Genomic DNA, 26944 nt, shown 5'->3' with positions numbered 1-26944 from the left:
CGACGCCAATGGCTGGGACGTGAAGCGCGAGTTCTACTACAACGACGCCGGCGCCCAGATCGACAACCTCGCCAGGTCGGTGCAGGCGCGCGCGCTCGGGAAGGGCCCGGACGACGCCGGCTGGCCGGAGGACGGCTATCGCGGCGACTACATCGTCGACGTGGCGCAGGCCTACCTGCGCGGCGACACCGTGTCGTTCGAGGATCACGCCGTCACCGGCGCGAAGGATCCGCAGGACCTCGACGCGATCCGCCGCTTCGCCGTGGCGTGGCTGCGCCGCGAGCAGAACGCCGACCTCGAGGCCTACGGCGTGTCGTTCGACGTGTACTTCCTCGAGTCGTCGCTGTACGCCGACGACAAGGTCGAGGAGACCGTGCGCGCGCTCGTCGCCCACGGCCACACCTACGAGGAAGGCGGCGCGCTGTGGCTGCGCACCACCGACTTCGGCGACGACAAGGACCGCGTGATGCGCAAGTCCGACGGCACCTACACCTATTTCGTGCCGGACGTCGCCTACCACCTGTCGAAGTGGCAGCGCGGCTACGAGCGCGCGATCACCGAGCTCGGCGCCGACCACCACGGCTCGCTGGCGCGGGTGAAGGCCGGCCTGCAGGCGCTGGACTGCGGCATTCCCGCCGGCTACCCGGACTACGTGCTGCACCAGATGGTCACGGTGATGCGCGGCGGCGAGGAAGTGAAGCTGTCCAAGCGCGCCGGCAGCTACTTCACCCTGCGCGATCTGACCGAGGAAGCCGGACGTGACGCCACGCGCTGGTTCCTGATCGCCCGCAAGCCCGATTCGCAGCTCACCTTCGACATCGATCTGGCGCGCCAGCAGAGCAACGACAATCCGGTGTTCTACGTGCAGTACGCGCACGCCCGCGTCTGCAGCCTTCATCGCCAGGCCTCGGAAAAGGGCTATGCCTACGATCAGGCCAACGGCCTGGCCCATCTGGCGCGGCTGGACGACGAGTTGTCGCTGGCGTTGATGGTGGAGTTGTCGCGCTATCCGGAAGTGGTGGAAAACGCCGGCGAGTCGCTGGAGCCGCATGCCATCGCGCAATACCTGCGCGAGTTGGCCTATGCTTTCCACACGTGGTACGCCGGCACGCCCGTGCTGATCGAGGATGCCGATGCGCGCGACGCGCGGCTGGCGCTGGCCTCGGCCGTGCGGCTGGCGCTGGCCAACGGCATGGATCTGTTGGGCGTGAGCGCGCCCGAGAAAATGTAACCGGAGATTTTTTGAATGGCGGCACGTCGCGGCAAGAGTCAGGCCACCCGTAATTCCAGCCATGCCACCCCGGCCTGGGTGTGGCTGCTGCTCGGCCTGTTGATCGGCCTGGCGATCTATTTCATCGCCCCGGGCCTGATGAAGAAGGACGGCGACGGCTTCTTCCGTCCGCAGCCGAATCCGGACGCGCAGCCGGCGCCGGTGGCCTCGGCCGATGTCGAGGCGGTGGTGCCCGAATCGGCGGGCGCCTCGTCCAGCGCCGCGCCCGTCGCCGATGGTGGCGCCGACACGCAGGTGCCGGCCAAGGAACCGCAGTACGACTTCTACACCCTGCTGCCCGGCAAGGAAGTGCAGATGTCCGACGCCGAGCTGGCCGCCAGCGCGCGCGAGGAAGCCGCACGCAAGGCGCGCGAGGAGAAGGCCGCTGCCGCGGCCGCTTCGGCCGCCGCGACACCCGCCACCGGCACGACGGCGGTGGTCGGCGCCGCGCCGGGCGCGTTGCCGCGCCCCATCGACGAGGCGCCCTCGGCGTCCGCGCCCCCCGCCACGTCGCCTGCCGCCGCTTCGACGCCCAAGCCCGCGGCAACCCCGCGCACCGTCGCCGACGCGGACACCAGCGCGCGCTACATCCTGCAGGCCGGCGCGTTCGGCGCCTCCGGCGATGCCGAAGCCACCAAGGCCAAGATCGCCCTGCTGGGCCTGAGCGCGCGGGTGGAATCCGCGCAGATCGGCGGCAAGACCGTCTATCGCGTGCGCATGGGGCCCTATGGCACCGCCAGCGAGCTGGCCGAAGCCAAGCAGAAGCTGGCCAGCGGCGGGCTGCCGGCGATGGCCATCAAGGCCCAGTGATCGCGCCGGACTCCCGCGAACGCCGAGGAGTCCGCATGCCACGTTCCGTTTCGATATCCGCCCGCCATGCGCCGCCCGCATGGCGGGCTTTTCTTTGCATCCCCACCCGCGTGCGGCGTTCCCTGCCCCGCCGCTGATTTTTCGAAGGAGCCCCCATGACCCGAACCGCCCTCATCACCGGCGCGACCTCCGGCTTCGGTGCCGCCGCCGCGCGCCGCTTCACGTCCGCCGGCTGGCGGGTGATCGCCACCGGTCGCCGCGCGGACCGGCTGCAGGCGCTGGTCGACGAACTGGGCGGCGAGCGCGTCCACGCGGCAAGCTTCGACATCCGCGACGAGGCGGCGATGGATGCCGCGCTGGCCACGTTGCCGGAAGCTTTCCGCGACGTCGACCTGCTGATCAACAACGCCGGGCTGGCGCTGGGTACGGCGCCCGCGCAGTCGGCTGATCTGAACGACTGGCGCACGATGATCGCCACCAACATCGACAGTCTGGTCACGCTGACGCAGCGCCTGCTGCCCACGCTGATCGCGCGCAAGGGCGCCATCATCAACATCAGTTCGATCGCCGGCACCTATCCCTATCCCGGCGGGAATGTCTATGGCGGCACCAAGGCCTTCGTCACCCAGTTCTCGCTGGGACTGCGTTCGGATCTGCACGGCACCGGCGTGCGGGTGACTTCGATCGAACCGGGCATGGCCGAAACCGAATTCACCTTGGTGCGCACGCATGGCGATCAGGCCGCGTCCGACAAGCTGTATGACGGCGCGCAGCCGATGACCGCCGAGGACATCGCCGAAACGCTGTTCTGGGTCGCCACGCTGCCGCCGCACCTGAACATCAATCGGTTGGAGCTGATGCCGGTGACGCAGTCGTTCGCGGGATTCCAGGTCTACCGGGGATGAGGTTTTTGCGCGGTCTTTGATGGCCGCGGTGCGCCCCGCTTGCTCCCCATCCGCCCTGGGGACACCTTCCCCCGCAAGCGGGGGAAGGGACGATGTCGGGCTTATGCCAGCGGTTCGTCGGACAGGTAGGTGTAGCCGGTGAGGCCGGCTTCCAGCGCGTCGGACAGCGCCGCCGCTTCTTCCTGCGGCAGACCGGCTTCGGCGACGCGGGTGTGGTACGCCGCGCGCAGGTCGTCGAGCCGGTAACCCACGTAGTCCAGCATCACGTCGGTGGTGTCGCCGCGGCGCTGCTGGGTGAGCAGGTAGCCGGTGCCGGTGTCGGCGCTGACTTCCACCGCGTCGGTGTCGCCGAACAGATTGTGGATGTCGCCGAGGATTTCCTGGTACGCGCCGACCAGGAAAATGCCCAGGCGATAGCTCTCGCCCGGCTTGAGCGAATGCAGCGGCAGCGAGGTGTCCAGGCCCTCGTTCTCGACGTAGGTCTCGACCATGCCGTCCGAATCGCAGGTCATGTCGGCGATCACGCCGCGGCGATCCGGCGCCTCGTCCAGGCGCTCGATCGGCAGGATCGGGAAGACCTGGTCGATGGCCCAGACGTCGGGAATCGACTCGAACACGCTGAAGTTGACGAAGTACTTGTCCACCAGCCGCTCGTTCAGTTCATCCAGCAGATCCCGGTGGCTGCGCTCGTCGCTGCTCAGGCGGCCGCGCACGGCGTGCGCGATGGCGTAGAACAGATCGTCGATGCGCGCGCGATGGACCAGATCCAGCTGGCCCAGCGCATACAGCGACAAGCCCTCGCTGTGGTGATGCTGGGCTTCGTGGAACAGCTCCACCGCCGGCCGCTCGTCCAGCTCGGCATGGATTTCGCGCAGGTGGCGGATCACCGCCGGCTCGTCATCATGCGCCGGCGGCACCCGGCCTTCCGGCGCCTGTTCCACTTCGGCCACGTTGACCACCAGCACCGCGTGGTGCGCGGTCATCGCGCGTCCGCATTCGGTGACGATGCGCGGCGGCGTGAGCCCGTGCTGCTCGCAGGCGTCGGCCAGCGGCTGCACGATGTTGCTGGCGTACTGGTTCAGGCCGTAGTTGATCGAGCAATAGCTGCGCGAGCGGGTGCCTTCGTAGTCGATGCCCAGCCCGCCGCCGACGTCGACGTGGCTGATGGTCGCGCCCAGCTTGGACAGCTCGACGAAATAACGGGTCGCCTCGCGCATGCCGTTGGCGATGTCGCGGACGTTGGAGATCTGCGAGCCCATGTGGAAATGCAGCAGCCCCAGGCAATCCTGCAGGCCGGCGTCGCGCAGGTACTTCCACAGATCCAGCACCTGGCGCGGCGACAGGCCGAACTTGGCCTTGTCGCCGCCGCTGTTCTGCCACTTGCCCGCGCCCAGCGTCGCCAGCCGCATGCGCACGCCCAGGCCCGGCTTGACGCCCAGCTTGCGCGCCTCCTCGATGACCAGCGGCAGCTCGGAGGGCTTCTCCACCACGATGAAGGTCTGCAGGCCCAGCTTGCGGCCGATCAGCGCCAGGCGGATGTACTCGCGATCCTTGTAGCCGTTGCAGACGATGAGCCCGCCGGGGCGCGACAGCGCCAGCACCGCCATCAGTTCCGGCTTGCTGCCGGCTTCCAGGCCGAAGCCTTCGCCGGCGTGCGAGGCCAGCGTGCCGGCGACGCCGCGATGCTGGTTGACTTTGATCGGATACACGGCGGTGTAGCCGCCCCGGTAGTCCCAGTCGGCCTGCGCCTGCGCGAAGGCGGCCTGCAGCTTGCCCAGGCGGTCGCCCAGGATGTCCGGGAAACGCACCAGCAGCGGCAGCTTGGCGCCATTGGCGCGGGCGGCGTCGACCACTTCCGGCAACGGGATGGCCGGACCCTCGGCGCCCTTGGGCGAGACCACGATGCGGCCGGCGGCATCCACGTCGAAATACCCTTCCGCCCAGTGCGGGATGGAATAGGTCTTGCGGGCTTGGTCGGTGGACCACTCGCTCATCGCGGCAACTCGGGTAATCCAAAAAGGGCGTGCATTCTAACGCCCCCGCCGCTTCGGTCCGGTTACCGCCGGTAGAACGGCTCGCCGGCCTGCGCGCGCAGCCGCGGCAGCAATGGCGTGCGTTCGGTGGTGGTCAGCACGGTGAAGGTGCCCGGCAGCGTCAGCTGGCCGGTCAGGCGCGGCACCGCGGCCCGCTCGCTGGCGACCGAACCACCCCATTCCAGCAGCAGCAGGTAATGCGGCAGCACCGACAGACCCGGCGCCTTCCGGCGCACCAGCCAGGCGGCGACCACGCGCGGATGGCCCGCCAGCACCCTGCGGACCGCCTGCAACGGCTCGTCTTCCAGCGCATGCGGCTGGAGATCCTCATCGCTGGACGGCGGCGCATCCGCTTGCTGGCCAAAGGCGTGGTGAAGCTGCCGGACCGCGGCATGCAGGCGGTCGTCCTCCTGCATGGACGGCAGGTGATCGTCCATTTCGCGCAGCAGCGAAGGCGACAGCGACGGCGACAGCCGCATGGCGCGCTCCAGATGTTCCAGTCCCGCTTCGCCGTGCCCCTGGCGCAGCAGGAGGATGCCCAGGCGCCCGTGCCCGGCCGCGTGCGACGGGCGTTGGCGGACGCCTTCACGATAGATCGGCACCGGATCCGCTCCGGGACGGTGTTCTTCCAGCAGCGTGGCGTATTCCAGCCATTCGTCCGGGGTGCGGGTCGCGGCATCCGCCAGGATCTGGAGACGCCGCTCGGCCTCCTGCGCGGCGCGGTGGCGCGCTTCCCACCCCGGTTTCGTCGCCGCCAGCCATTCCCGGCTGAACCGCTGCTCGAGCCGGTCCAGCAGCGCCTCGCCCAGCATCGCGGGCGCCGCCGCCGGGCCGGGCCGCCCCAGTGCCATGTCCAGCGCCACGCCAAGGGCCGCCAGGCGCTGCGCCAACGCCGGATGGGTGTCATCCGGTTCGGGTTGCTCCCTGCGCACCCACGCCGGCACCGCCTCCTGCCGCCCGCGCCAATCGGCCAGCGCCCGGGCCAGCTGAAGGTGCACCTGCGCCGGCGGATGCGACGAGATGTGCGCGGGCCGCAGGAGGTCCGGCCAGAACCGGCGCGCCAACCAATCCGAGGCCAGGTGGACCCGCGTGAGCGCGGAGGCCGCCGGCACCGCGCCCGCCACCCGCGCGGCCATCGCGTCGGCGACGTACTCCTGCCGGCGCACCAGCACCATGCTGCGTTCCTCGAAACGTGGCGCGTACCAGCGGAAAAACCAAAAAAACAGTTGCGAGGTGCTTCCCTGCGCGGAAAACCCGTCCAGCAGGCGCCGCCAGCTGACGCGCACGCGATAGATCCAGCCACCGAAGCGACCATGCCCGCCATGGAAATGGCCGAACTCGTGGGCAATCACCGACGCCAGCTCATGGCGGTCAAGCAACTGCAACAAGGGCAGTCCGATGACGAGATAGTGGCGTTGCCGCAGTCCGAAGCCATCGGGGAGATACGCGGCGGCGGCGTTGAGACTGTCGTCGATGACGATCCCGTGCAACCGCTGCGCCCCCACTTCGCGCCGGATCCGCTCGACCTCCTCGCGCAACGCGGGCGCTTCGCCGGGACCCAGCCGATGGCCCTCGGGAGGGCTGGAGCGAAACCACAGCGCGCGCAGCAGGGTGATCGCCAGCATGCCCAGCAGGAGGATCGGAAACACGATCCGCCAATCCTCCAGCGATCGGGAGGCGGCCAGCACGATCAGGGTGATGCACAGGCCGGCGGCGACGATCAGCCCACTCGCCAGGACCGCGTATCCCAGCCCCGCCCACAGCGCCAGCCGCAGGCGGTAGACGCCGGGCGCGGCTTCGTACTGCCGTTCCAATCGTTCCATCCGCGCGCGGCGGGCTTGTCCCGGCTCCATTCCCGTTGCTTCCCCTGCTCCGTTTCCCCCCGATGCTAAGCCATGCGCGGGCGGCCCATCACCCCGGTTCCGGTACAATCTGCGCCCCCTGAACGCTGGACCGCCGCCGCAATGACGAACGACAACTGGTACATCGAACATTTCCAGCCCACCGGCTCGGCCATCGGTTACCGCATCACCGGCAAGCTGGACGAGGTGCAGTCGCCGTTCCAGAAGATCGAGATCTACGACACCACCGACTGGGGCAAGCTGATGATCATCGACGGCGCGGTGATGCTGACCACGCGCGACAATTTCTTCTATCACGAGATGATCAGCCATCCGGCGCTGTTCACCCACGCCGCGCCCAAGCGCGTGGTGATCATCGGCGGCGGCGACTGCGGCACACTGCGCGAAGTGCTCAAGCACCCGGGCGTGGAAAGCGCCACCCAGTGCGATATCGACGAACAGGTCACCCGCATGTCGGAGAAGTACTTCCCCGAGTTGTGCGAATCCAACGACGACCCGCGCGCCGAACTGCTGTTCGACGACGGCGTGGCCTACATGGCCAATTGCCCGGCCGGCAGCGTGGACATCGTGATCGTCGATTCCACCGATCCGGTCGGTCCGGCCGAGGGCCTGTTCAACAAGGCCTTTTATGAAAGCTGCTTCCGCGCGCTGAAGGACGACGGCATCCTGGTGCAGCAGTCCGAATCCCCGCTGGCCCTGCTGGACCTGATCAAGGAAATGCGCGGCGAAATGGGCAAGGCCGGCTTCACCACCTTCAAGACCCTGCCGTTCCCGCAGCCGTGCTATCCGACCGGCTGGTGGAGCGTGACGATGGCGCGCAAGTCCGGCGGTTTCGATTTCCGCCAGCAGGACGCCGCCAACCAGGGCTTCGACACGCTGTACTACAGCGCCCACCTGCACACCGGCGCGCTGGTCGCGCCGCCGTTCGTGGCCAGGGCGCTGGGCGAGTAGGCAACCATCTCAGTGCCCCTGCAAGAAAGAAGCCCCGCGTCGCGGGGCTTCTTTTTTTCCATTGGCCGTGTGTGTTTCAGCGGGCCAGCAATCGCTGGATCTCTTCCCGTTCGTCCAGCGGACGCTGGAAGCCCGCCGGATACACCGGTTGGTAACCGCGACCGGTGAGCAGGAATATGCCCTTCTGGCCGGTGAGCTGCGCCTGCATGCCGCCCAACTGGTAATGCCACATCGTCCACAACGGCACCCGCACCGAGCGGGAAACAGGCGGCAAGCGCGTGAAAATCACCTCGTGGATGTCCAGATGCAGGCGCATCTGGTTGGCCAGGCCCGGACCGGTGCGGGCCTCGGGATCCGTCAGCAACCTGCCCTTGCCATCCACCATGTCGACCCGGGTGATGGTCGCCACCACCACGTGGTCGGCTTCCCGCACCATGTCCGCGAGGGGCTTGGGCGGCACGCTCGTCGCCGATGCGGTCACGGCCAGGCACACCAGCACAAGCGACAGGAAGCGCTTCACCGTCCGCCTCAGAGCGCGTCGGCGTCCAGCTCGCCGGTGCGGATCCGCACCACCCGCTCCAGATCGTAGACGAACACCTTGCCGTCGCCGATCTTGCCGGTACCGGCGGCCTTGACGATGGCCTCTACCACCGCGTCGACCTGTTCGTCGGTCACCGCCACTTCCAGCTTCACCTTGGGCAGGAAGTCGACGACATATTCGGCGCCGCGATACAGCTCGGTGTGGCCCTTCTGCCGGCCGAAGCCCTTGACCTCGGTGACGGTGATGCCGGCGACGCCGGACTCGGCGAGGGTTTCGCGCACGTCATCCAGCTTGAACGGCTTGATGATGGCCATGATCATCTTCATCGGGAATGTCTCCGGAAATGCTGGCGGCAGCATATCGCGGTTGCGGCCGGGGCGGGGGTCGGGTTCAATGACGCCCACGCTGACGGAATTTTCCGAGGGCGCGAAGCGGTGAAGCCCGATGGCCGGGACAACGCCCGGATGCAATGCTCGGCCTCACTGCCGGAGAACCCCCATGATCGATCTCAATCATCTCGACGACCTCGCCCGCCGCCTCAGCGACCTCGTGCCGCCCGGACTGCGTGAATCCCGCGAGGAACTGGAGCAGGCGTTCAAGGGCGCCCTGCAGAGCGGCCTGACCAAGCTGGACCTGGTGACCCGCGAGGAATACGAAGTCCAGCGCGCGGTGCTGCTGCGCACCCGCGAGAAGCTCGAAGCCCTGGAGCGCACCGTCCAGGCACTGGAAGCGGCACCGCCCGCCTCCTCGCCCGCCACCCAGTCCTGATCCCGCCGCCATGAGCCTGGCGCTGGTGCACAGCCGTGCACGGGCGGGCGTGGCCGCGCCTCCGGTGCGGGTGGAAGTCCACCTGTCCGGAGGACTCCCGCAGACCCATATCGTCGGCCTGCCCGAGGCCGCCGTGCGCGAAGCGCGCGATCGGGTGCGCGCCGCCATCCTGTGCGCGCAGTTTGAATTTCCTGCCCGTCGCATCACCGTCAACCTGGCGCCGGCCGACCTGCCCAAGGATGGCGGACGCTTTGATCTGCCCATCGCGCTCGGCATCCTGGCCGCGAGCGGGCAGATTCCACGCGATGCGCTGGCCGGGCACGAGTTCGTGGGCGAACTCGGCTTGACCGGCGAGCTTCGCGGCGTCGATGGCGTGTTGCCGGCGGCGCTGGCTGCCGCGCGCGCGCAGCGAACCCTTGTCGTCGCTCCCGCCAACGGACCGGAAGCCGCGCTCGCCCGCGAAGGCCGGGCGCGCACCGCGCGCACGCTGCTGGAGGTCTGCGCCGCACTGGGTGGCCAGCGCGAATTGCCGGTCGCCGAGACAGCGCAGGCGGAAGCCGCGCTCATTCCCGACCTGGGCGACGTGCGCGGGCAGGTGCAGGCGCGTCGCGCACTGGAGGTCGCCGCCGCCGGCAACCATCACCTGCTGCTGGTCGGTTCACCCGGTTGCGGCAAGACCCTGCTGGCGTCGCGCCTGCCCGGGCTGTTGCCCGAAGCCAGCGAAGCCGAAGCGCTGGAAACCGCGGCGATCGCATCGATCAGCGGGCGCGGACTGGATCCCGCGCGCTGGCGGCAGCGGCCGTTCCGCAGCCCGCACCACACGGCCAGCGCGGTGGCGCTGGTGGGCGGCGGCGCCGAGCCGCGCCCGGGCGAGATCTCCCTGGCGCACAACGGCGTGCTGTTCCTCGATGAGCTGCCGGAGTGGGATCGGCGCGCGCTGGAAGTCCTGCGCGAGCCGCTCGAATCGGGCACCGTGTCCATCTCGCGCGCGGCGCGCAGCGCCGAGTTTCCCGCGCGCTTCCAGCTGGTGGCGGCGATGAATCCCTGCCCCTGCGGCTGGGCGGGCGACAGCAGCGGGCGCTGCCGCTGCTCGGCCGATGTCATCCAGCGCTATCGCGGCCGCATTTCCAGTCCGCTGCTGGATCGCATCGATCTGCACGTGGAGGTACCGCGGCTGCCACCCCGCGAACTGCGCCCGGATGCGGTGGCCGGTGAGTCCAGCGCACAGGTGCGCGCGCGGGTGGAGAAGGCCCGCATCCGCCAGATCGCCCGCAGCGGCAGGCTCAATGCCCAACTCGGCCAGGCGGACACGCTGCAACTGTGCCGCCTGAGCGACCCGGACCAGGAACTGCTCGAACGCGCTATCGATCGGCTTCGGCTCTCCGCCCGCTCCATGCAGCGCATCCTGCGGGTGGCGCGCACCATCGCCGATCTCGCGGACGCGCCCGACATCGATACCCCACATCTCACCGAGGCGCTGGGCTATCGGCGCATGGATCGCGCGGACGCGCGCTGATACCGATCACGCCACCCGCTGGCCGGCCGGCTGGCGGGTGGCGACATTGAGCCGGTTCCACACGTTGATGTTGGCGATGGCAATCAGCAGCGAGGCGAGCGCGGCTTCGTCGTAGTGCGCGCGGGCACGTTCCCAGACCTCGTCGCTGACGGCGTCGCCGCGGTCGGCGATGCGGGTCACCGCTTCGGCCAGTTCCAGCGCGGCGCGTTCGGCGTCGGTGAACCAGGGCGCCTCGCGCCATGCGGCGACCGCGAACAGGCGCTCGTCGCTCTCGCCCGCCTGACGGCATTCGCGGGCATGCATGTCCACGCAGAAGCTGCAGCCGTTGATCTGGCTGACCCGCAGATCGATCAGATGCAGCAAGTTGTCCGAAACGCCCTTGCCCTGGGTCGATTTGTGGAGGGCGAACAGGGCCTTCATGGCGTCGTTGTGGATCAGAACAGGGTTGGGCATACGGGCTTGCATGGCGGGGCTCCGGGATTTGAGGGACGGACATCGGGATGACGCGCCGGCGCCTTGGCATGTGACGGACGCCACCGGCATCGCCGCGCGACATCGCCATCCCCTTCGCCGTCACATCCACGCGCGCTGGCGCGTCAACAGGCTTTCCCCCAGGATCTTCCCCATGAATGATTCGCATCGACTAGCCGAACAGTTCCAGTCCAACCGGTCCCGACTGGAAGCCGTTGCATTCCGCATGCTGGGCTCGCATGCCGAGGCCGAGGACGTGGTGCAGGAAGCCTGGTTGCGGCTCAACCGCACCGATGCCAACGAAGTCGGCAACCTCGCCGGCTGGCTGACCACGGTGGTGACGCGACTGGCGCTGGATCTGCTGCGCGCGCGCAAGGTGCGGGCCGAGGAATCGATGGATGGCGTGCCGGAAACCGCATTGCCGATCACCGATGCCAACGCCGGCCCCGAGCACGACGTGCTGCTGGCCGATTCGGTCGGCCCGGCCCTGCTGGTGGTGCTGGACACGCTGGCGCCGGCGGAACGCGTGGCGTTCGTGCTGCACGACATGTTCGCGGTGCCATTCGACGAAATCGCCCGCATGCTGGATCGCAGCCTGGACGCGACCCGGCAGTTGGCCAGCCGCGCACGCCGCCGGGTGCAGGGCGCCGGCGCCGAGGCCCTGGCCGATCGCGAGCGTGCGCGCCGGGTGGTCGACGCCTTCCTGCTGGCCTCGCGCACCGGCAACCTGCAGGGCCTGCTATCGCTGCTCGCACCGGATGTGGTGATGCGCGCCGACGTCGCCGCGGTCGAGGGCAGCCGGGACAAGCAGGGCCAAGGCGCACCGGTGCTGGCACGCGAACGGCACGGCATCGACGCGGTGGTCAGCGCCTTCCTGGGCCGTGCCCAGGCGGCGCAGTCGGCGTTGGTCGATGGCCTGCCCGCCGCGATCTGGGCGCCGGATGGCGTTCCGCGCGCGTTGTTCCGGATCGCCGTGCGCGAGGGTCACATCGTCGCCATCGACGTGGTGGCCGAGCCATCGCGGGTCGCGTCGGCCACGGTCACCGAGATCGGCCCGCTGCCCTGAAACACCACGGCAACCCTCCGGGCCCGCCGAACCCTCCATCCGTCTACAGGACTTCCGACACTGCAATGTGGCGAGGGAGCATGTGGTCTACTGCGACGCAGCGGCACCCACCGCACCGCACGTTGACCGGCCCATCCAGGAGGAACGCCATGCTTCGCACCACCCTGATCGCCGCGGCGCTGTCCGCCGCCCTCGCCTCATCTCCCGCATCCGCCCAGCAGATCGCCGGCGCCGCCGCGCCCGCGAACGAGGTCGAGCTCATCCCGCGCGAAATCCTGTTCGGCAATCCCGAGCGCAGCACGGTCCAGATCAGTCCGGACGGCCGCTACCTGAGCTGGGTCGCGCCGGTCGACGGCGTCGCCAACGTCTGGGTCGCTCCCGCCGACAATCCCGCGCAGGCGCGCGCGATCACCGCCGACAAGGCGCGCGGCATCCGCCAGTACTTCTGGTCGTATCGCACCGACACCCTGCTTTACCTGCGCGACACCGGCGGCGACGAGGATTTCCACCTGTATGCGGTGGACCTGAAGTCCGGCCAGTCCAGGGATCTGTCGCCATTCCCGAAGACCCGCGCGCAGGTCGCGGGCGTCAGCGATCGCCATCCCGACACGATCCTGGTCGGCATGAACGATCGCGACCCGCAATGGCACGACCTGTACAAGGTTGACCTGGCCAGCGGCCAGCGCACCCTGGTGCAGAAGAACGATGCCCAGATCGCCGGCTACATCACCGATGCGGACTACACGCCGCGCTTCGCGACCCGCGCGCGGCCCGACGGCGGCCAGGACGTGCTGGCCGCCGACGGCAAGGGCGGCTGGAGCAAGTTCGACGACGTGCCGTTCGAGGATTCGCTGACCACCGGCCCCGGTGGCCTGACCAGCGACGGCAAGACGCTGTACTTCACCGACTCGCGCAACCGCAACACCGCCGCGCTGTTCGCCATCGACGTGGCCAGCGGCAAACGCACGCTGGTGTTCGAGGATCCGCGCGCGGATGTCGGCGATACCTTGAGTCATCCCGTCACCGGCCAGGTGCAGGCGGTGGCGTCGGATTATCTGCGCGAGGCCTGGAAGGTCGTGGATCCGTCGGTGCAGGCGGATCTGGAACGCCTGCGCGTGATCGGTCCCGGCGACGCCAATGTGGCGGCGCGCACCCACGACGACAAGATCTGGATCGTCGTCTACTCGGCGCCGCAGACTCCGGCGACCTACTACCGCTATGACCGGCCCGCCGGCAAGCTGACCCGCTTGTTCTCGGTGCAGCCCAAGCTGGAAGGCAAACCATTGGTGGCGCAGTGGCCGCTGGAAATTCCGTCCCGCGACGGCAAGACCCTGGTCAGTTACCTGACCCTGCCGCGCGGCGCCGACGCCGACAACGATGGCAAGGCCGACAAGCCGGTGCCGATGGTCCTGCTGGTGCATGGCGGTCCCTGGTCGCGCAACGCCTACGGATACAGCAACAGCAACCAATGGCTGGCCAACCGTGGGTATGCGGTTCTGTCGGTGAACTTCCGCGGTTCCACCGGCTTCGGCAAGGAGTTCACCAACGCCGGCAACGGCGAATGGGCGGCCAAGATGCACGACGATCTGATCGACGCGGTGCACTGGGCGGTCAAGCAAGGTGTGACCTCGCCGGACAAGGTGGCGATCATGGGCGGCAGCTACGGCGGTTACGCGACCCTGGTCGGCCTGACCTTCACGCCGGACGATTTCGCTTGCGGCGTCGATATCGTCGGGCCCTCCAATCTCAACACCCTGCTCGGCACGGTGCCGCCGTACTGGGCCAGTTTCTTCGAGCAGTTGGCCAAGCGAATGGGCGATCCGCGCACCGAGGCGGGCCGCAAGTGGCTGACCGAGCGTTCGCCGCTGACCCGCGCCGACCAGATCAAGAAGCCGCTGCTGATCGGCCAGGGCGCCAACGACCCGCGAGTGAAGCAGGCCGAGAGCGATCAGATCGTCAAGGCGATGCAGGCCCGCAGCATTCCGGTTACCTATGTGCTGTTTCCTGACGAAGGTCATGGTTTTCAGCGCCCGGAAAACAGCAAGGCCTTCAACGCCGTCACCGAGGGTTTCCTCGCCCAATGCCTGGGTGGACGCGCCGAACCGATCGGCAAGGATTTCGCCGGTTCCAGCATCAGCGTGCCGGCCGGGGCGGATGGCGTGCCCGGCCTGACCGAAGCACTGAAGACACACCAGCAGTCGGTCAAGAAGTAAGCATCCATCGCCCTCTTCCGCGGGCGCGGAAAAGAAAAACGCCGGGCCTCGAAGGCCCGGCGTTTTTTCTTGCGCGACGATCAGGCCGCCTTTTCGGCGAACTGCTCTTCCTCGGTCGAACCCTTCAGCGCGGTGGTCGAGGACTGCCCCTGCTGGATCGCCTGGGTCACCGCGTCGAAATAGCCGGTGCCGACTTCGCGCTGGTGCTTGACCGCGGTGAAGCCCTTGTCGGCGGCGGCGAACTCGGCTTCCTGCAACTCCACGAACGCGCTCATCTGGCGGCGCGCGTAGCCGTGGGCCAGGTTGAACATCGAGTAGTTCAGGCTGTGGAAGCCGGCCAGGGTGATGAACTGGAACTTGTAGCCGTAGCTGGCGATTTCCTTCTGGAACTTCGCGATGGTGGCGTCGTCCAGGTTCTTCTTCCAGTTGAACGACGGCGAGCAGTTGTAGGCCAGCAGCTTGCCGGGGAATTTCGCGTGGATCGCCTCGGCGAACCGGCGCGCGAATTCCAGGTCCGGCTTGCCGGTCTCGCACCACACCAGGTCCGCGTAGGGCGCGTACGCCAGCCCGCGGCTGATGGCCTGGTCCAGGCCGTTGCGGGTCTTGAAGAAACCCTCGACGGTGCGCTCGCCGGTGGTGAACGGCTGGTCGTTGGCGTCGATGTCGCTGGTCAGCAGATCGGCGGCCTCGGCGTCGGTGCGCGCGACCAGCAGGGTCGGCACGCCCATCACGTCGGCGGCCAGGCGCGCGGCGTTCAACTTCTCCACCGCCTCGCGGGTGGGCACCAGCACCTTGCCGCCCATGTGGCCGCACTTCTTCACGCTGGCCAGTTGGTCCTCGAAATGCACGCCGGCCGCGCCAGCCTCGATCATCGCCTTCATCAGCTCGAACGCGTTGAGCACGCCGCCGAAACCGGCCTCGGCGTCGGCCACGATCGGTTGCAGGAAGTCGGTGCTGTCGTCGCCCTCGGCGTGATGCAGCTGGTCGGCGCGCAGCAGGGTGTTGTTGATGCGCTTGACCACCGCCGGCACCGAGTCGGCCGGATACAGCGACTGGTCCGGATACATCTGGCCGGCCAGGTTGGCGTCGGCCGCGACCTGCCAGCCGGACAGGTAGATGGCCTTCAGGCCGGCCTTGACCTGCTGCATCGCCTGGTTGCCGGTCAGCGCGCCCAGCGCGTTGATGAAGTCCTCGGTCTGCAGGTAACGCCACAGCTTTTCCGCACCGATCTTCGCGATCGAATGCTCGACCGGAACGGTGCCGCGCAGGCGCACCACGTCCTCGGCGCTGTAGTTGCGGGTGATGCCTTGCCAGCGTGGATTGGTGTCCCAGTCCTTCTGGATTTCCTGGGCGGTGGGCAGCTTGTTCATGGGTGTTCTCCTGGATGGGGGCAAGCAATCAGTCGATGCGGGTGTAGGCGGGCAGGGTCAGGAATTCGGCCAGTTCGTCGCTGCGGCTCAGCGCGTCGAGCAGGCCGATGGCCTCGTCGACCTTGTCGCCGCCGGGCAGCGATGCGCGGTCGCCCAGGCGCGCGGGCAGGTTGCGCAGGGTGGCGTCGAGCAGGGCGAAGTCGATGGCGGTGCCGTCGGCCAGATGCAGGCCGGGCGTATGCAGCCACTGCCAGATCTGGGTACGCGCGATCTCGGCGGTCGCGGCGTCCTCCATCAGCCAATGGATCGGCACGCAGCCATTGCCGTCCAGCCACGCGGCCAGATAGCGCACGCAGACCTCGACGTTGCCCTCGAAGCCGGCGCGGGTGATGGTGCCGGTGCTGGGGCGGATCAGATCGTCGCGCGACACCCGCACGTCCTCGCGCAGGACGCCGTGCTGGTTCGCGCCGGGCATGTGCTCGTCGAAGATCGCGCGGGCGATCGGGATCAACGCCGGATGCGCCACCCAGGTGCCGTCATGTCCGGCGGTGACCTCGCGCAGCTTGTCCGCGCGCACCCGCGCCAGCGCCTGTTCGTTGGCGGCCTCGTCGTTGCCGATCGGAATCTGCGCCGCCATCCCGCCCATCGCGTGCGCGCCACGGCGGTGGCAGGTCTGGATCAGCAGTTCCGAATACGCCTTCAGGAACGGCTGGGTCATCGTCACCTGGCCGCGCTCTGGCAATACCCGGTCGCGATGGCGGCGGAAGGTCTTGATGTAGGAAAAGATGTAATCCCAGCGGCCGCAATTGAGGCCGACGATGCGGTCCCGCAGCGCATGCAGGATCTCGTGCATCTCGAACACCGCCGGCAGCGTTTCGATCAGCACGGTGACCTTCATCTGGCCCTGCGGCAGTCCCAGCGCGGCCTCGATGTGCGACAGCGCGGTCTCCCACAGCGCGGCCTCCTCCATGCTCTGCAGCTTGGGCAGGTAGAAGTACGGACCGCGATCGCGGGCGGCCAGCGCGCGGGCGTTGTGGAAGGCGAACACCGCCAGATCGAACAGGCCGCCGGCAATCGGCTGGCCATCGACCAGCACGTGCTTTTCGTCCAGGTGCCAGCCACGCGGCCGCACCAGCAGCACCGCCTGCTCCCCGTACGGCTTCAGTGCGTACTGCTTGCCGTTGGAGGCGGCGTGGGTCAGGTCGCCGCGCACCGCGCCGATCAGCGCCTGCTGGCCGATCAGCAGGTTGTTCCAGGTCGGCGAGGTCGAATCCTCGAAATCGGCCATGTACACCTTCGCGCCGGAGTTCAGCGCGTTGATGACCATCTTGGGATCCACCGGACCGGTGATCTCGACCCGGCGGTCCTGCAGCGCGGCCGGCAGCGGCGCCACCCGCCAGTCGCCCTCGCGGATGGCCCGGGTGTCCTCGCGGAAGTCGGGCAGGCCGCCGGCGTCGAAGAACGCCTGCCGCTCCCGGCGGGCCGCCAGCCGGGCCTGGCGACCGGGCTCGATCGCACGGTGGAGCGAGACCAGCAGCGCCAGCGCGGCGGGCGGCAACAGGGCGGCCTGCTGATGGTGACGGGTGGTCAGGCTGATGCCCGGGGTGGGACGGGACGCGGGTTCGGGTTGGCTCAGGGCAACGGCGGCGGACATTTCGGGACTCCTGCTGCTTGGAGGCCCACCGTGCGCCGCAGCAAACTATTTGACAAAACAGTTTTGTCAATGCACTTAATAAGCACAACTTATATTTCACTCAACGTGCCGGAAAAACGCCCGCCCACGCTGCGATTTGCCTACAAGTCGGACCGGCTCAAGCCCCTGCGGGCGTTCTGCCAGACGGTCCGGCTGGGCTCGGTATCCCGCGCCGCCGAGGCCCTGTTCGTCAGCCAACCCGCCATCACCCTGCAATTGCAGGCGCTGGAGCGCGAACTGGGGGTGGTTCTGTTCGAGCGCAGCGGCCGGCGCCTGAGCCCCAGCCGGGAGGGCCAACTGCTGTTCGAGCTGGCGCAACCGCTGGTCGAGGGTATCGACGGGCTGGAGGCGACCTTCCATGACAAGGTCGCCGGGCTGGACGCCGGCGAACTCAACATCGCAGCCAACAGTTCCACCATCCTGTACCTGCTGCCGCGCATCGTGGAGCTGTTCCGCGAGCAGCATCCGGACGTGCGCCTGACCCTGCACAACGCGATCACCGCCGACGGCACCGACCTGCTGCGCGCCGACGCGGTGGATCTGGCGGTCGGGTCGATGATGGACGTGCCCGCCGACCTCAGCTACGCGCCGATCTATCGCTTCGAGCCCCTGCTGATCACGCCGCCGGAGCATCCGCTGGCGAAGAAGCCGCGACTGGAGCTGGCCGACATCTCGCCCTACGGCCTGATCCTGCCGCCCAAGCGCCAGATCACCTACCGGTTGGTGGATCTGGTGTTCCAGCAGCATCGCGTGCCTTACACCGTGGCGCTGGAGGTCGGCGGCTGGGAGGTGATCAAGCAGTACGTGGCGATGGGCATGGGCGTGTCGATTGTCAGCTCGATCTGCCTCACCGACAGTGATCGCGGCCGGCTGGCGACGCGTTCGCTCGGCGACTGGTTCCCGTCGCGCAGCTACGGCGTGATCGTGCGCAAGGGCAAATTCCTGTCGCCGCAGGCGCGCGCCTTCATCGAGCTGATCCACCCGGATCTGTTCACCCGTCGCGACTACGACGACAGCGGGCACTCCGAACGCTGATCCGGCATCGCGTTTTTGAAGGATCCGGAACCCAGGCGCGGCGACGGCGGGGATGAAGGCCGACCACAGGAACGCGTAACCTGTCGCCATGCCCCGTGATGCCGCCCATACCCCGCCGCCCGACACGCCGGCGTACCGCGAACTCGCGCCGATCGCGCCGCTGCGTGCCGGGTTGACGTGCGCCTGGACCTATCGGGCGCCGTCACGCCCGGCATCGGAGGTACTGGTCATTCCCGATGGCTGCGTCGATCTGATCTGGACGCGGGACGACCTGTTCGTGGCCGGTCCGGATCCGGTCGCGCAACAGGCGCGCATGGCACCCGGCGCGCTGCTCACCGCGGTCCGGTTCGCGCCCGGTGCGGCGCAGGCGTTCCTTGGCCTGCCGTTGCAGGCCATCGCCGGCCAGCGGGTCGCCCTGCGCGATCTCTGGGGATCACGGGCGCGACATCTGACTGACGCCCTTGCATTCGACGCTGTCGACCCGTGGGAACGCCTGCGTTCCCTGCAGCACGCCATCGCCCGCCAAGGTCCGCCAGTCCCGGATCCCGCCATGCACGCGCTGTTCGCGCGCCTGGCTCATCCCGACGCCCCGCCACCGGCCCGGCTCGCGCGCGAATTCGACATCAGCGAACGCACCCTGCGGCGGCGCTGCCATGACGCCTTCGGCTATGGCCCCAAGACGCTGGCGCGGATCCTGCGCCTGCAACGTTTCCTGGGCGCGCCCGCGCAATCGACGCTGCTGCGGCGCGCGCTCGACGCCGGTTACGGCGACGCCTCGCACCTGGTCCGCGAAGCCCGTCTGCTCACCGGCTTGACCCCTGGCGCACTGCTGGCGCAGCGGCACGGCTGAGCTGGCCGTTTTTTCCAAGACGCCTTCCCGCCACGGCGCGATACTGCGCGTCCACTTTCTCCACGAGTCGCGCCATGAGCGAATCCAACCACCATCGCATCGACTATGTCGAATTCAACGTCGCTTCCATCGCCGCGTCCAAGGCGTTCTACGGCGAAGCGTTCGGCTGGACCTTCCAGGACTATGGCCCGGACTACTGCGAATTCCGCGATGGTCGGCTGACCGGCGGCTTCACGCATGGCGAACCGCGCCCGGGTGGCGCGCTGATCGTGATCCAGTCCGATGATCTGGAAGCCAGCCAGACCGCGGTGGAAGCGGCCGGCGGCCGCATCAGCCAGGCGATTTTTTCATTCCCCGGCGGCCGCCGCTTCCATTTCCTGGACCGCGACGGCTACGAACTGGCGGTGTGGTCGCAGGAATAGTCCTCCACCCCGCCCGTGGGAGCACGCCCGGACTTACTTCTTCGGCATCGGCAGCGCGTCGTCGGCGAAGATCGCCACGTGCGGCACGCCGTCGGCGCCGATCCAGCCGCGGTACATGCCTTCGGTGTTGAACGGGAACGCGATGCTGCCGTCGGCGGCCAGCGCGATCGCGCCGCCATCGCCGCCGGCCTTGGGAATCTCGTCGTTGATCACCGCCTTGGCGGCGCTGGCGATGTCCTGGCCCGCGTAACGCACGCGCGCGCAGATGTCGTGCGCGGCGACCGCGCGGATGTAGTACTCGCCCCAGCCGGTGCCCGACACCGCGCAGCGCGCGTCGGCATAGGTGCCGGCGCCGATGATCGGCGAATCGCCGACCCGGCCGTAGCGCTTGTTGGTCATGCCGCCGGTGGACGTGCCCGCGGCCAGGTGGCCCTGCGTGTCCAGCGCCAGCGCGCCCACGGTGCCGAAGTGCTTGGCGGTCTCCAGATCGGCGTGGGCCTGGCCGGAGGCTTCTTCCTTCAGCGCCTTCTGCAACTGCTGCCAGCGCTTCTCGGTGCGGAAGTACGACGGGTCCACCAGGGTCACGTCCTGCTCGGTCGCGAACGCCTCGGCGCCGTCGCCGACCATCATCACGTGCTTGGACTTGTCCATCACCAGCCGGGCCAGCTGGATCGGGTTCTTGACCCGGTGCACGCCGGCCACGGCGCCGGCCTTGCCGGTGGCGCCGTCCATGATCGAGGCGTCGAGTTCGTTCTTGCCGTCATGGGTGAACACCGCGCCGCGTCCGGCGTTGAAGCTCGGCGCGTCCTCCATCACCGAGATCGCGGCGGCCACCGCATCCAGCGCCGGCTTGCCGGCGGCCAGCTGGGCGTGGCCGGCGCGCAGCGCATCCTCCATCGACTTGCGCGCGGCGGCGACTTCCTCGGGCGCGAGATCCGCACGCTCCACGCCGGCGCCGCCATGGATCACCAGGATCGGTCGGTTGGCGTCGGCGGCGACGGCGGCGCCCGCCATTCCCAACAACGCAAGGCAGCACGCACGCAACAGGTTCGTCATGGCAGTCATTTCCGCAGGGGCAGTGGATCAGGGAGTCGATTCTAGCGAGGCGGTGCGCGCGGCGTCGCCCAGGACGCCGTTCACCACGTCGACGCGGCGCTCGAACGCGGGGCGTTCGACGGCGAAGCCGGGAAACCGCAGCACGCTGCCGGTGTCCAGGCCGATCACCGGCACGTCGCGGAAGGTCAGCGGCTTGCCGGCGGCGAACACATCGGCCTGCCGCCGCGGACGCACCAGCCACACGTGGCCGCCGTCGCCACTGTGGACCCGGGCGACGCCATGGGCATCGATGCACAGCGCGGTGTACTCGTCGATGCCGATGCCGGCCAGATCCGCGCGCCGCTGTTCGGCCGACAACCGGGCCACGAACGCGATCAGGCGCCCCAGCCGGTCCCGCTCGCCGAAGTGGCTGTCGGTGATCACGTTCTGCAAATAGGGCATGTGCAGGAAATCCTCCACCAGGGTGACCTCCGGGCCCGCCGGATCGGTCATCGCCGTGTTGGACACGATGCTGCCGCCGTCCATCGCGCCGTAGGCAAACGCGCCCAGGATCGCCAGGCCCGCGCTGGTGCCGCCAATCGGCTTGCCGGCGCGCACATGCGCGTCCAGCGCTTCGTTCAACGGCGTGCCCTTCCAGAAACGCACGTAGTTGGACTGATCGCCGCCGGCCAGGAAGATGCCGTCGGCCTCGCGCACGATGCGCAGCACCTCCGGATCGCTGGCGGCGCGGCGATCATCGAACACCAGCGTCTGCGCGGCGGTGATGCCGCCGATGTCCTTGAAGAATTCGTCCTGCGCCTCGACCGTGCCGGACGCGCGCAGGATCGCGATGCGGCCGTGCCCGGCCTTTTCGATCATCCAGCGGAAGGCGTCATATGGCCAGTCGCCGCCGCCCACCAGCATGAGTCCGGCTTCGGTCGCACCGGGACGCGGTGCCTTCAGATCGCCGATTTCGAAGTAGCGGTAACCGTCGCGGCGCGAAGCGTCCGCCGTGGGCGCCTGGTCGGCGGCAACCGCCCCGGTGGCGCCGGCGAGCGTCAGGATCAGCAGCGCGCAGCGTTGCAGGAACAGGCGGCGGGACAGCGGTGACGGCATCTCTTCGCTCCAGGTGGCACCTGCATTGAAGACGAACGGATGCGCGCTTCCCCTCCCCCGTTCGTCGCTGCTGTGCAGCATCGATGGTCGTCGTTGGCCCGCGTGGATTGGGGTAATGTCGTGGCATGACCGAATCCACCGACGCCTGGTTCGCCCGCGAAATCCTCGTCCACGAGGAGGCGCTGGTGCATTTCCTGCGCCGTTGCTGGCCCCATCGGGAAGAAATCCACGACCTGCGCCAGGAAGTCTACGTGCGGGTCTACGAGGCCGCCGGCAAGTCGGTGCCGACCGCGCCCAAGTCGTTCCTGTTCGCCACCGCGCGCCACCTGATGACCGACCGCCTGCGCCGCAGCCGGGTGGTCTCGATCGAGACAGTGGGTGATTTCGAGTCGATAAACGTCTTGATAGACGAGGTGTCGCCCGAACGGTGGTGCGGCGGCCGGCAGGTGCTCAAGCGCCTGGCCGACGCCTTCGACCGCCTGCCGGACCGGTGCCGGGAGGTCATCTGGCTGCGCCGGGTCGAGGAACTGCCACAGAAGGAAGTGGCCTCGCGCCTGGGCATCAGCGAGAAGACCGTGGAAAAGCATGTCGCCAAGGGAATCCGCCTGATCGCCGAACATTTCTACGGCGGGGGCGGCACGCGCGCCCGCGCGCGGCAGGCCTTGCAGGACGCAGGAAAGGAACCGGGACATGGCCAGCAGCAGACAGATTGAACAGGCCGCGGCGGCGTGGCTGGCGCGGCGCGAAAGCGGCGCGTGGACCGACGCCGACCAGGCCGGGCTGGACGCGTGGCTGGCCGAATCCACCGCCCATCGGGTCGCTTTTCTGCGCCTGGAGTCGGCCTGGCACGAGAGCGGACGCCTGGCCGCGCTGGGCGCGGGCCAGAGCCCGGGCGCGGCGCCGCCACGCGGGCAATGGGCCGCCTCCCCGCTCGATCGCACCGTGCCCCCGCGCGTCTCGCCGGTGGCCGCGACATCCGCGCCGGCGGGCGGACCGCCGGACCTCGCCGGGCTGGTGTTCGCCCCGCGCAAGCGCGAACGGCCGGCGGGCTGGCCACGCCTGGCCGCCGCCGCGTTCGCCGGCGTCCTGGTCATCGCGGGCGCGGGACTGGGCGCGCACCATTACTTCCATGGCGTGATCGAAGAAGCCGCCTATGCGACCGCGCTGGGCGACCTCAACCGGGTGCCGCTGAGCGACGGCTCCGGCGCCACCCTCAGCAGCGACAGCCGCATCGCGGTCAGCCTGTCGCGCAGCGAGCGCCACATCGACCTGCAGCGCGGCGAGGCCTTCTTCGAGGCCGCCAAGGACCCGCGCCGGCCGTTCGTGGTCAGCGCCGGCCCGCGCCAGGTGGTCGCGGTGGGCACGCGTTTCGCGGTGCGCCGCGACGGCGCCGATCTGCGGGTCGTGGTCACCGAAGGCACCGTCCGGCTGGAAGCCTCGCCCGACGCCGAAGGACACCCGCAACCGACCACCCTGCTGCCGGCCGGCAGCCTGGCCATCGCCAGCCGCAACGGCGTAGTGGTGCGCAGCGGCTCGGTCGCCGACGCCGAACGCCTGGTCGACTGGCGCAGCGGCTTCGTGACCTTCCGCGACACCTCGCTGGCCGAGGCGGCCTCTGAGTTCAACCGCTACAACGCCCGCAAGATCGTCATGGGCGACCCCGCCGTGGGCGCGCTGCGGGTCGGCGGCAACTTCCGCTGGTCGAACGTGGATGCGTTCGTGCGGCTGCTGGAGCAGGGTTTCCCGGTCCGGGCCGAAGCCCGCGCCGACCGCGTCGTCCTGCACAGCCTCTGACCGTCCGGAGGGGACGGGGGATTTCCCCGGCTCGTTCGTCCTGATAGCCAAGGGCGCCTTCCCGTGCGCCCATGGGGAGAGCCATCCAATGCGGTCGTCGTTGCGTGTCCTGTTGTTGAGCCTGGCCTGTTCAGCCGCACTGAGTGCGCAGGCGCAGAATTCCAAACCCGCGCAGGTCAACATCCCCGCCGGGGATCTGGTGGCGGCGCTGGATACGCTGGCGCGCCAGTCCGGCACCCAGTTCGTCTATCGCGCCGACCAGCTCAAGGGCCTGCGCACCCAGGGCGTGCACGGCAATCTCTCGGCCGACCAGGCGCTGGACAAGGTGCTCAGCGGCAGCGGCCATGTCGCCCGCCGCGACGCCGCCTCCGGCGCGGTGGTGATCGTGCGCCAGGACGCTCCGCCCCGCCCGGCGCCCGCCGCCCGCCCTACTCCGGCTCCCACCGGCCAGTCCGCTGACAACGCCGAGGAGCCGGTCACCCAACTCGAGAACGTGCAGGTCACCGGCTCGCGCATTCCGCGCGCGCAGATCGAAGGCCCCGCGCCGATCACCGTGGTCACCGCCGAGCAGATCCAGGCGGCCGGTTTCACCTCCGTCCCCGACGTGCTGCGTTCGCTCAGCCAGAACAGCGGCAGCGTGCAGGGCCAGCAGAACACCACCAGCGCGCAGTCCACGCCCGGCGCGCAGGCGGTCGATCTGCGCGGCCTCGGCCCCAACCACACGCTGGTGCTCATCAACGGCCGCCGCATCGCCGACTTCCCGCTGCCGCTCAATGGCCGCAGCAATTTCACCGACATCGGCAACATTCCGCTCGGCATGATCGAGCGCATCGAAGTGCTGACCGGCAGCGCCTCGGCCGTCTACGGCTCCGACGCGATGGCCGGCGTCATCAACTTCATCCTCAAGAAGTCCACCGACGGCACCACCCTCGACTACCGCTACGGCGACACCAGCCGCGGCGGCGGCGAGTCGCACAAGCTGACCCTGACCACCGGTTTCGAGCGCGGCGAGTTCAGCGGCATCGTCGGCGTGGAATTCATCGACAAGCGCCCGCTGTGGGGCTATGAGCGCAGCGTGCAGGATTCGACCCGCGACGCGCCGACCTCGCGCCGCCGGTTGCCCCGCCTCACCGCGCAGCTCTATGACTGGGACGATGACGTCAACATCGCGCCCGCCGACGGCTGCGCGGCGATGGCCCGCCTCAACGAAGGCACCACCGTGCTGGCCGAGGATCGCTTCGGCGAGCCGTACTGCGGCAGCGAGCGCGCCATCGCGTATCGCACCATCCAGAACGAGCGCAAGGGCTACAACGCCTACGGTTCGTTCGAATACCGCTTCTCCGACACGCTGTCCTGGTTCGCCGATGTCCAGCTCGGCCGCCAGAAGGTCAAGCTGCTCACCGGCACCAACGGCAACGACGTGGTGAGCGATGTCATGGGCTGGGAGTTCCACGACCCGGCGTCCACCGACAACAACGACAAGGTGTTCTACAACGCCGTCACCGGCCACTACGAGACCTGGTCGCGCCAGTTCACGCCGGAGGAAATCGGCGGCCTGCGCAACCGCATGAACACCACCACGCAGAAGACCTTCGCGGTGACCACGGGCCTGAAGGGCGCCTTCGGCGAAGCGTGGAACTGGGAAGCGGCCTACAACCATTCGCAGTACAAGGCCGACGTGGGCATGCCCCGCATCTGGGCCGAGGCGGCCAATCGCCTGTTCCTGGGCGAGCGTCAGGGTTACGACGCCGACGGCTATGCGATCTACAGCCCGGATCCGACCCGCCTGTTCACCCCGCTGACGCCGTCCGAGTTCGCCTCCATCGCGGCGATGTCCACCTTCCGCCCGAAGGCGGACAACGACAACCTCAGCTTCACCCTGGATACCCCGGCGCTGTTCACCCTGCCGGCCGGTGACGTCGGTTTCGCCGCGGCGGTCGAGTTCGGCCGGCAGTCGTACGAGGTCAATCCGGATCCCTATGCGCTGACCGCCGACGCCTATTACGGTCCGCGCTACGGCGATGGCGAGGGCGATCGCGATCGCTGGAGCGTGGCGGGCGAGTTCCGCCTGCCGCTGCTGTCCACGCTGCAGGCCAGCCTGGCCGGCCGCTATGACCGCTACAAGTACGGCAACAAGAATCCGGGCAAGTTCACCTACAGCGCCGGCCTGGAATGGCGCCCGTTCGAGACGCTGCTGGTGCGTGGTTCCTACGGCACCGGTTTCCGCGCGCCGGACATGCACTACCTGTTCGCCGGCGATGATTTCTACCGCACCGTGTCGACCGACTACTACCAGTGCCGCACCGAGGAACCGGGCTTCAGCGACGGCGACTGCTACGACGACGGCAGCTGGGACATCAACACGTTCGACGTCTACGCCGGCAACATGGACCTGGACGTGGAAACCAGCAAGTCGTTCACCGCCGGCTTCGTGTGGTCGCCGGTGGCCAACTTCGACCTGGCCGTGGATTACTACAAGATCGAAGTGTCCAACCAGGTGCAGACGCAGAGCCGTGAACTGCTGCGCTCGACCGAAGCCGACTGCCGTCTTGGCGTGACCGACTCCGGCGCGCGGGTCGACATCAATTCGCCCACCTGCGTGGATGCGATCTCGCGCGTCATCCGCGACGAGGACGGGTTCATCACCAGCGTGCACTTCAGCCCGATCAACATCGCCAAGGAAGAAACCTCGGGCGTGGACGTGACCGCGAACTACCGCCTGTTGACCGCCAGCGCCGGTGACTTCGCCTTCCGCGCCAACTACAACTGGACCCATCGCCACACCCGCCAGCTGTACCCGGGTGATCCGACCGAAGACATGCTGGACGTGAGCTTCGCCGACACCACCCTGCCGCGCACCAAGGGCAACGTGGGCGTGAACTGGGACAAGGGCGCGTTCGGGGCCAGCCTGTTCGGCAACTACGTGGGCCGCGTGGCCAACTACAACAACGATGCCTGGACGCAGTCGACCTGGCGCTTCAACGCCGGTGCGCGCTACGACGTGACCGATCACCTGCGCATCTCGCTGTCGATCAACAACCTGCTCGACAAGATGCCGCCGAAGGACGCGACCTGGGCGAACTATCCGTACTACGACACCTCGTGGTTCGATTCGTTCGGTCGCAGCTACTACCTGCAGTTCACCTGGAAGCTGGGGGGCCAGGCGCTGTAAACCCGGCTGCACGTGCCGGATCGGCCACACGGAAAACCCGCCTCACGGCGG

At 68.6% G+C, this 26944-nt stretch carries 23 protein-coding genes; 14 read left to right on the top strand and 9 right to left on the bottom strand.

All coding sequences use genetic code 11. From position 1 onward, the window contains the following. The 3 genes from argS to ACTHN1_RS02090 all read left to right on the top strand — a co-directional run. Window positions 1-1231 (top strand): arginine--tRNA ligase (gene argS, locus ACTHN1_RS02100; RefSeq protein WP_440469317.1); only part of this gene is annotated, 1231 nt, incomplete at its 5' end. A gap of 15 nt (window positions 1232-1246) precedes the next feature. Next, window positions 1247-2080, top strand: a complete 834-nt coding sequence (locus ACTHN1_RS02095) for an SPOR domain-containing protein (protein ID WP_440469316.1) — start codon at window positions 1247-1249, stop codon at window positions 2078-2080. A 155-nt stretch (window positions 2081-2235) separates the two neighbouring features. Next, the gene (locus tag ACTHN1_RS02090) at window positions 2236-2985 is read left to right on the top strand and encodes an SDR family oxidoreductase (RefSeq protein ID WP_440469315.1); all 750 of its coding nucleotides are present in this window, start codon (window positions 2236-2238) and stop codon (window positions 2983-2985) included. Window positions 2986-3086: 101 nt separating this feature from the next. On the opposite strand, the gene speA is transcribed toward ACTHN1_RS02090, so the two are convergent. Both speA and ACTHN1_RS02080 read right to left on the bottom strand, forming a co-directional pair. Next, window positions 3087-4979, bottom strand: a complete 1893-nt coding sequence (gene speA / locus ACTHN1_RS02085; RefSeq protein ID WP_440469314.1) for an arginine decarboxylase — start codon at window positions 4977-4979, stop codon at window positions 3087-3089. 62 nt (window positions 4980-5041) lie between these two features. Then, window positions 5042-6832 (bottom strand): M48 family metalloprotease, encoded by a 1791-nt coding sequence (locus ACTHN1_RS02080; RefSeq protein WP_440469313.1) that lies wholly within the window; start codon window positions 6830-6832, stop codon window positions 5042-5044. Between the two features lie 150 nt (window positions 6833-6982). On the opposite strand from ACTHN1_RS02080, the gene speE reads away from it, so the two are divergent. Further along, complete coding sequence (gene speE, locus ACTHN1_RS02075) at window positions 6983-7831, top strand: polyamine aminopropyltransferase (protein ID WP_440469312.1); 849 nt, start codon at window positions 6983-6985, stop codon at window positions 7829-7831. A 76-nt stretch (window positions 7832-7907) separates the two neighbouring features. Here the strand turns inward: speE and ACTHN1_RS02070 are convergent, their stop codons facing one another. After that, window positions 7908-8351 carry a hypothetical protein gene (locus ACTHN1_RS02070; protein WP_440469311.1) on the bottom strand — a complete coding sequence of 148 codons (444 nt, stop codon included), beginning with the start codon at window positions 8349-8351 and terminating at the stop codon, window positions 7908-7910. Window positions 8352-8359: 8 nt separating this feature from the next. After that, entirely contained in the window at window positions 8360-8698 is a 339-nt protein-coding gene (locus ACTHN1_RS02065; RefSeq protein WP_440469310.1) for a P-II family nitrogen regulator, read from the bottom strand. A gap of 172 nt (window positions 8699-8870) precedes the next feature. Between ACTHN1_RS02065 and ubiK the strand changes: the two genes are divergently transcribed. After that, entirely contained in the window at window positions 8871-9140 is a 270-nt protein-coding gene (gene ubiK / locus ACTHN1_RS02060; protein WP_440469309.1) for a ubiquinone biosynthesis accessory factor UbiK, read from the top strand. Between the two features lie 10 nt (window positions 9141-9150). Further along, entirely contained in the window at window positions 9151-10656 is a 1506-nt protein-coding gene (locus ACTHN1_RS02055) for a YifB family Mg chelatase-like AAA ATPase (protein WP_440469308.1), read from the top strand. 6 nt (window positions 10657-10662) lie between these two features. Here ACTHN1_RS02055 and ACTHN1_RS02050 read toward each other — a convergent pair whose 3' ends face one another. Further along, on the bottom strand, window positions 10663-11121 hold the full coding sequence (locus ACTHN1_RS02050) for a carboxymuconolactone decarboxylase family protein (RefSeq protein WP_440469307.1): 459 nt from the start codon (window positions 11119-11121) through the stop codon (window positions 10663-10665). 160 nt (window positions 11122-11281) lie between these two features. Between ACTHN1_RS02050 and ACTHN1_RS02045 the strand changes: the two genes are divergently transcribed. Both ACTHN1_RS02045 and ACTHN1_RS02040 read left to right on the top strand, forming a co-directional pair. Then, window positions 11282-12193 (top strand): sigma-70 family RNA polymerase sigma factor, encoded by a 912-nt coding sequence (locus tag ACTHN1_RS02045; RefSeq protein WP_440469306.1) that lies wholly within the window; start codon window positions 11282-11284, stop codon window positions 12191-12193. A 149-nt stretch (window positions 12194-12342) separates the two neighbouring features. Continuing rightward, complete coding sequence (locus ACTHN1_RS02040; RefSeq protein WP_440469305.1) at window positions 12343-14406, top strand: S9 family peptidase; 2064 nt, start codon at window positions 12343-12345, stop codon at window positions 14404-14406. A gap of 80 nt (window positions 14407-14486) precedes the next feature. Here ACTHN1_RS02040 and aceA read toward each other — a convergent pair whose 3' ends face one another. After that, complete coding sequence (gene aceA, locus ACTHN1_RS02035; protein ID WP_440469304.1) at window positions 14487-15776, bottom strand: isocitrate lyase; 1290 nt, start codon at window positions 15774-15776, stop codon at window positions 14487-14489. Window positions 15777-15804: 28 nt separating this feature from the next. Further along, window positions 15805-17430, bottom strand: a complete 1626-nt coding sequence (gene aceB / locus ACTHN1_RS02030) for a malate synthase A (RefSeq protein WP_440469303.1) — start codon at window positions 17428-17430, stop codon at window positions 15805-15807. A 105-nt stretch (window positions 17431-17535) separates the two neighbouring features. On the opposite strand from aceB, the gene ACTHN1_RS02025 reads away from it, so the two are divergent. The 3 genes from ACTHN1_RS02025 to ACTHN1_RS02015 all read left to right on the top strand — a co-directional run bounded on the left by ACTHN1_RS02025 (window position 17536) and on the right by ACTHN1_RS02015 (window position 19776). Further along, entirely contained in the window at window positions 17536-18504 is a 969-nt protein-coding gene (locus ACTHN1_RS02025; RefSeq protein WP_295375201.1) for a LysR family transcriptional regulator, read from the top strand. 88 nt (window positions 18505-18592) lie between these two features. Further along, a complete protein-coding gene (locus tag ACTHN1_RS02020) occupies window positions 18593-19354 on the top strand; it encodes a DUF6597 domain-containing transcriptional factor (RefSeq protein ID WP_440469302.1) in 762 nt (253 codons plus the stop codon). 74 nt (window positions 19355-19428) lie between these two features. After that, on the top strand, window positions 19429-19776 hold the full coding sequence (locus ACTHN1_RS02015; protein WP_440469301.1) for a VOC family protein: 348 nt from the start codon (window positions 19429-19431) through the stop codon (window positions 19774-19776). Between the two features lie 33 nt (window positions 19777-19809). Here ACTHN1_RS02015 and ACTHN1_RS02010 read toward each other — a convergent pair whose 3' ends face one another. Then, window positions 19810-20832: an isoaspartyl peptidase/L-asparaginase family protein gene (locus tag ACTHN1_RS02010; protein WP_440469300.1), complete on the bottom strand. Its 1023-nt coding sequence runs from the start codon at window positions 20830-20832 to the stop codon at window positions 19810-19812. 27 nt (window positions 20833-20859) lie between these two features. Beyond that, the gene (locus tag ACTHN1_RS02005) at window positions 20860-21927 is read right to left on the bottom strand and encodes a cyanophycinase (protein WP_440469299.1); all 1068 of its coding nucleotides are present in this window, start codon (window positions 21925-21927) and stop codon (window positions 20860-20862) included. Between the two features lie 125 nt (window positions 21928-22052). Between ACTHN1_RS02005 and ACTHN1_RS02000 the strand changes: the two genes are divergently transcribed. The 3 genes from ACTHN1_RS02000 to ACTHN1_RS01990 all read left to right on the top strand — a co-directional run bounded on the left by ACTHN1_RS02000 (window position 22053) and on the right by ACTHN1_RS01990 (window position 26893). After that, window positions 22053-22640 (top strand): RNA polymerase sigma factor, encoded by a 588-nt coding sequence (locus tag ACTHN1_RS02000; RefSeq protein ID WP_440469298.1) that lies wholly within the window; start codon window positions 22053-22055, stop codon window positions 22638-22640. After that, window positions 22618-23721: a FecR family protein gene (locus tag ACTHN1_RS01995; RefSeq protein WP_440469297.1), complete on the top strand. Its 1104-nt coding sequence runs from the start codon at window positions 22618-22620 to the stop codon at window positions 23719-23721. Before ACTHN1_RS02000 ends, ACTHN1_RS01995 begins: the two co-directional genes overlap by 23 nt. A gap of 88 nt (window positions 23722-23809) precedes the next feature. Beyond that, entirely contained in the window at window positions 23810-26893 is a 3084-nt protein-coding gene (locus tag ACTHN1_RS01990) for a TonB-dependent receptor domain-containing protein (protein WP_440469296.1), read from the top strand. The last annotated feature ends 51 nt before the right edge of the window (window positions 26894-26944 follow it).

Origin of the sequence: Pseudoxanthomonas sp. (assembly GCF_051953815.1) — a bacterium.
Lineage (GTDB): Bacteria > Pseudomonadota > Gammaproteobacteria > Xanthomonadales > Xanthomonadaceae > Pseudoxanthomonas_A.
The sequence above is the reverse complement of the archived record's forward strand: the minus strand, read 5'-3'. Positions and strand labels throughout refer to the sequence as shown.

What these genes read in the sequence shown, in the direction of transcription:
- ACTHN1_RS02095 (WP_440469316.1), top strand. Translation starts at nt 1,247, where the DNA reads ATGGCGGCACGTCGCGGCAAGAGTCAGGCCACCCGTAATTCCAGCCAT.
- ACTHN1_RS02090 (WP_440469315.1), top strand. Translation starts at nt 2,236, where the DNA reads ATGACCCGAACCGCCCTCATCACCGGCGCGACCTCCGGCTTCGGTGCC.
- speA (WP_440469314.1), bottom strand. Translation starts at nt 4,979, where the DNA reads ATGAGCGAGTGGTCCACCGACCAAGCCCGCAAGACCTATTCCATCCCG.
- speE (WP_440469312.1), top strand. Translation starts at nt 6,983, where the DNA reads ATGACGAACGACAACTGGTACATCGAACATTTCCAGCCCACCGGCTCG.
- ACTHN1_RS02065 (WP_440469310.1), bottom strand. Translation starts at nt 8,698, where the DNA reads ATGAAGATGATCATGGCCATCATCAAGCCGTTCAAGCTGGATGACGTG.
- ubiK (WP_440469309.1), top strand. Translation starts at nt 8,871, where the DNA reads ATGATCGATCTCAATCATCTCGACGACCTCGCCCGCCGCCTCAGCGAC.
- ACTHN1_RS02055 (WP_440469308.1), top strand. Translation starts at nt 9,151, where the DNA reads ATGAGCCTGGCGCTGGTGCACAGCCGTGCACGGGCGGGCGTGGCCGCG.
- ACTHN1_RS02050 (WP_440469307.1), bottom strand. Translation starts at nt 11,121, where the DNA reads ATGCAAGCCCGTATGCCCAACCCTGTTCTGATCCACAACGACGCCATG.
- ACTHN1_RS02045 (WP_440469306.1), top strand. Translation starts at nt 11,282, where the DNA reads ATGAATGATTCGCATCGACTAGCCGAACAGTTCCAGTCCAACCGGTCC.
- ACTHN1_RS02040 (WP_440469305.1), top strand. Translation starts at nt 12,343, where the DNA reads ATGCTTCGCACCACCCTGATCGCCGCGGCGCTGTCCGCCGCCCTCGCC.
- aceA (WP_440469304.1), bottom strand. Translation starts at nt 15,776, where the DNA reads ATGAACAAGCTGCCCACCGCCCAGGAAATCCAGAAGGACTGGGACACC.
- aceB (WP_440469303.1), bottom strand. Translation starts at nt 17,430, where the DNA reads ATGTCCGCCGCCGTTGCCCTGAGCCAACCCGAACCCGCGTCCCGTCCC.
- ACTHN1_RS02020 (WP_440469302.1), top strand. Translation starts at nt 18,593, where the DNA reads ATGCCCCGTGATGCCGCCCATACCCCGCCGCCCGACACGCCGGCGTAC.
- ACTHN1_RS02015 (WP_440469301.1), top strand. Translation starts at nt 19,429, where the DNA reads ATGAGCGAATCCAACCACCATCGCATCGACTATGTCGAATTCAACGTC.
- ACTHN1_RS02010 (WP_440469300.1), bottom strand. Translation starts at nt 20,832, where the DNA reads ATGACGAACCTGTTGCGTGCGTGCTGCCTTGCGTTGTTGGGAATGGCG.
- ACTHN1_RS02005 (WP_440469299.1), bottom strand. Translation starts at nt 21,927, where the DNA reads ATGCCGTCACCGCTGTCCCGCCGCCTGTTCCTGCAACGCTGCGCGCTG.
- ACTHN1_RS02000 (WP_440469298.1), top strand. Translation starts at nt 22,053, where the DNA reads ATGACCGAATCCACCGACGCCTGGTTCGCCCGCGAAATCCTCGTCCAC.
- ACTHN1_RS01995 (WP_440469297.1), top strand. Translation starts at nt 22,618, where the DNA reads ATGGCCAGCAGCAGACAGATTGAACAGGCCGCGGCGGCGTGGCTGGCG.
- ACTHN1_RS01990 (WP_440469296.1), top strand. Translation starts at nt 23,810, where the DNA reads ATGCGGTCGTCGTTGCGTGTCCTGTTGTTGAGCCTGGCCTGTTCAGCC.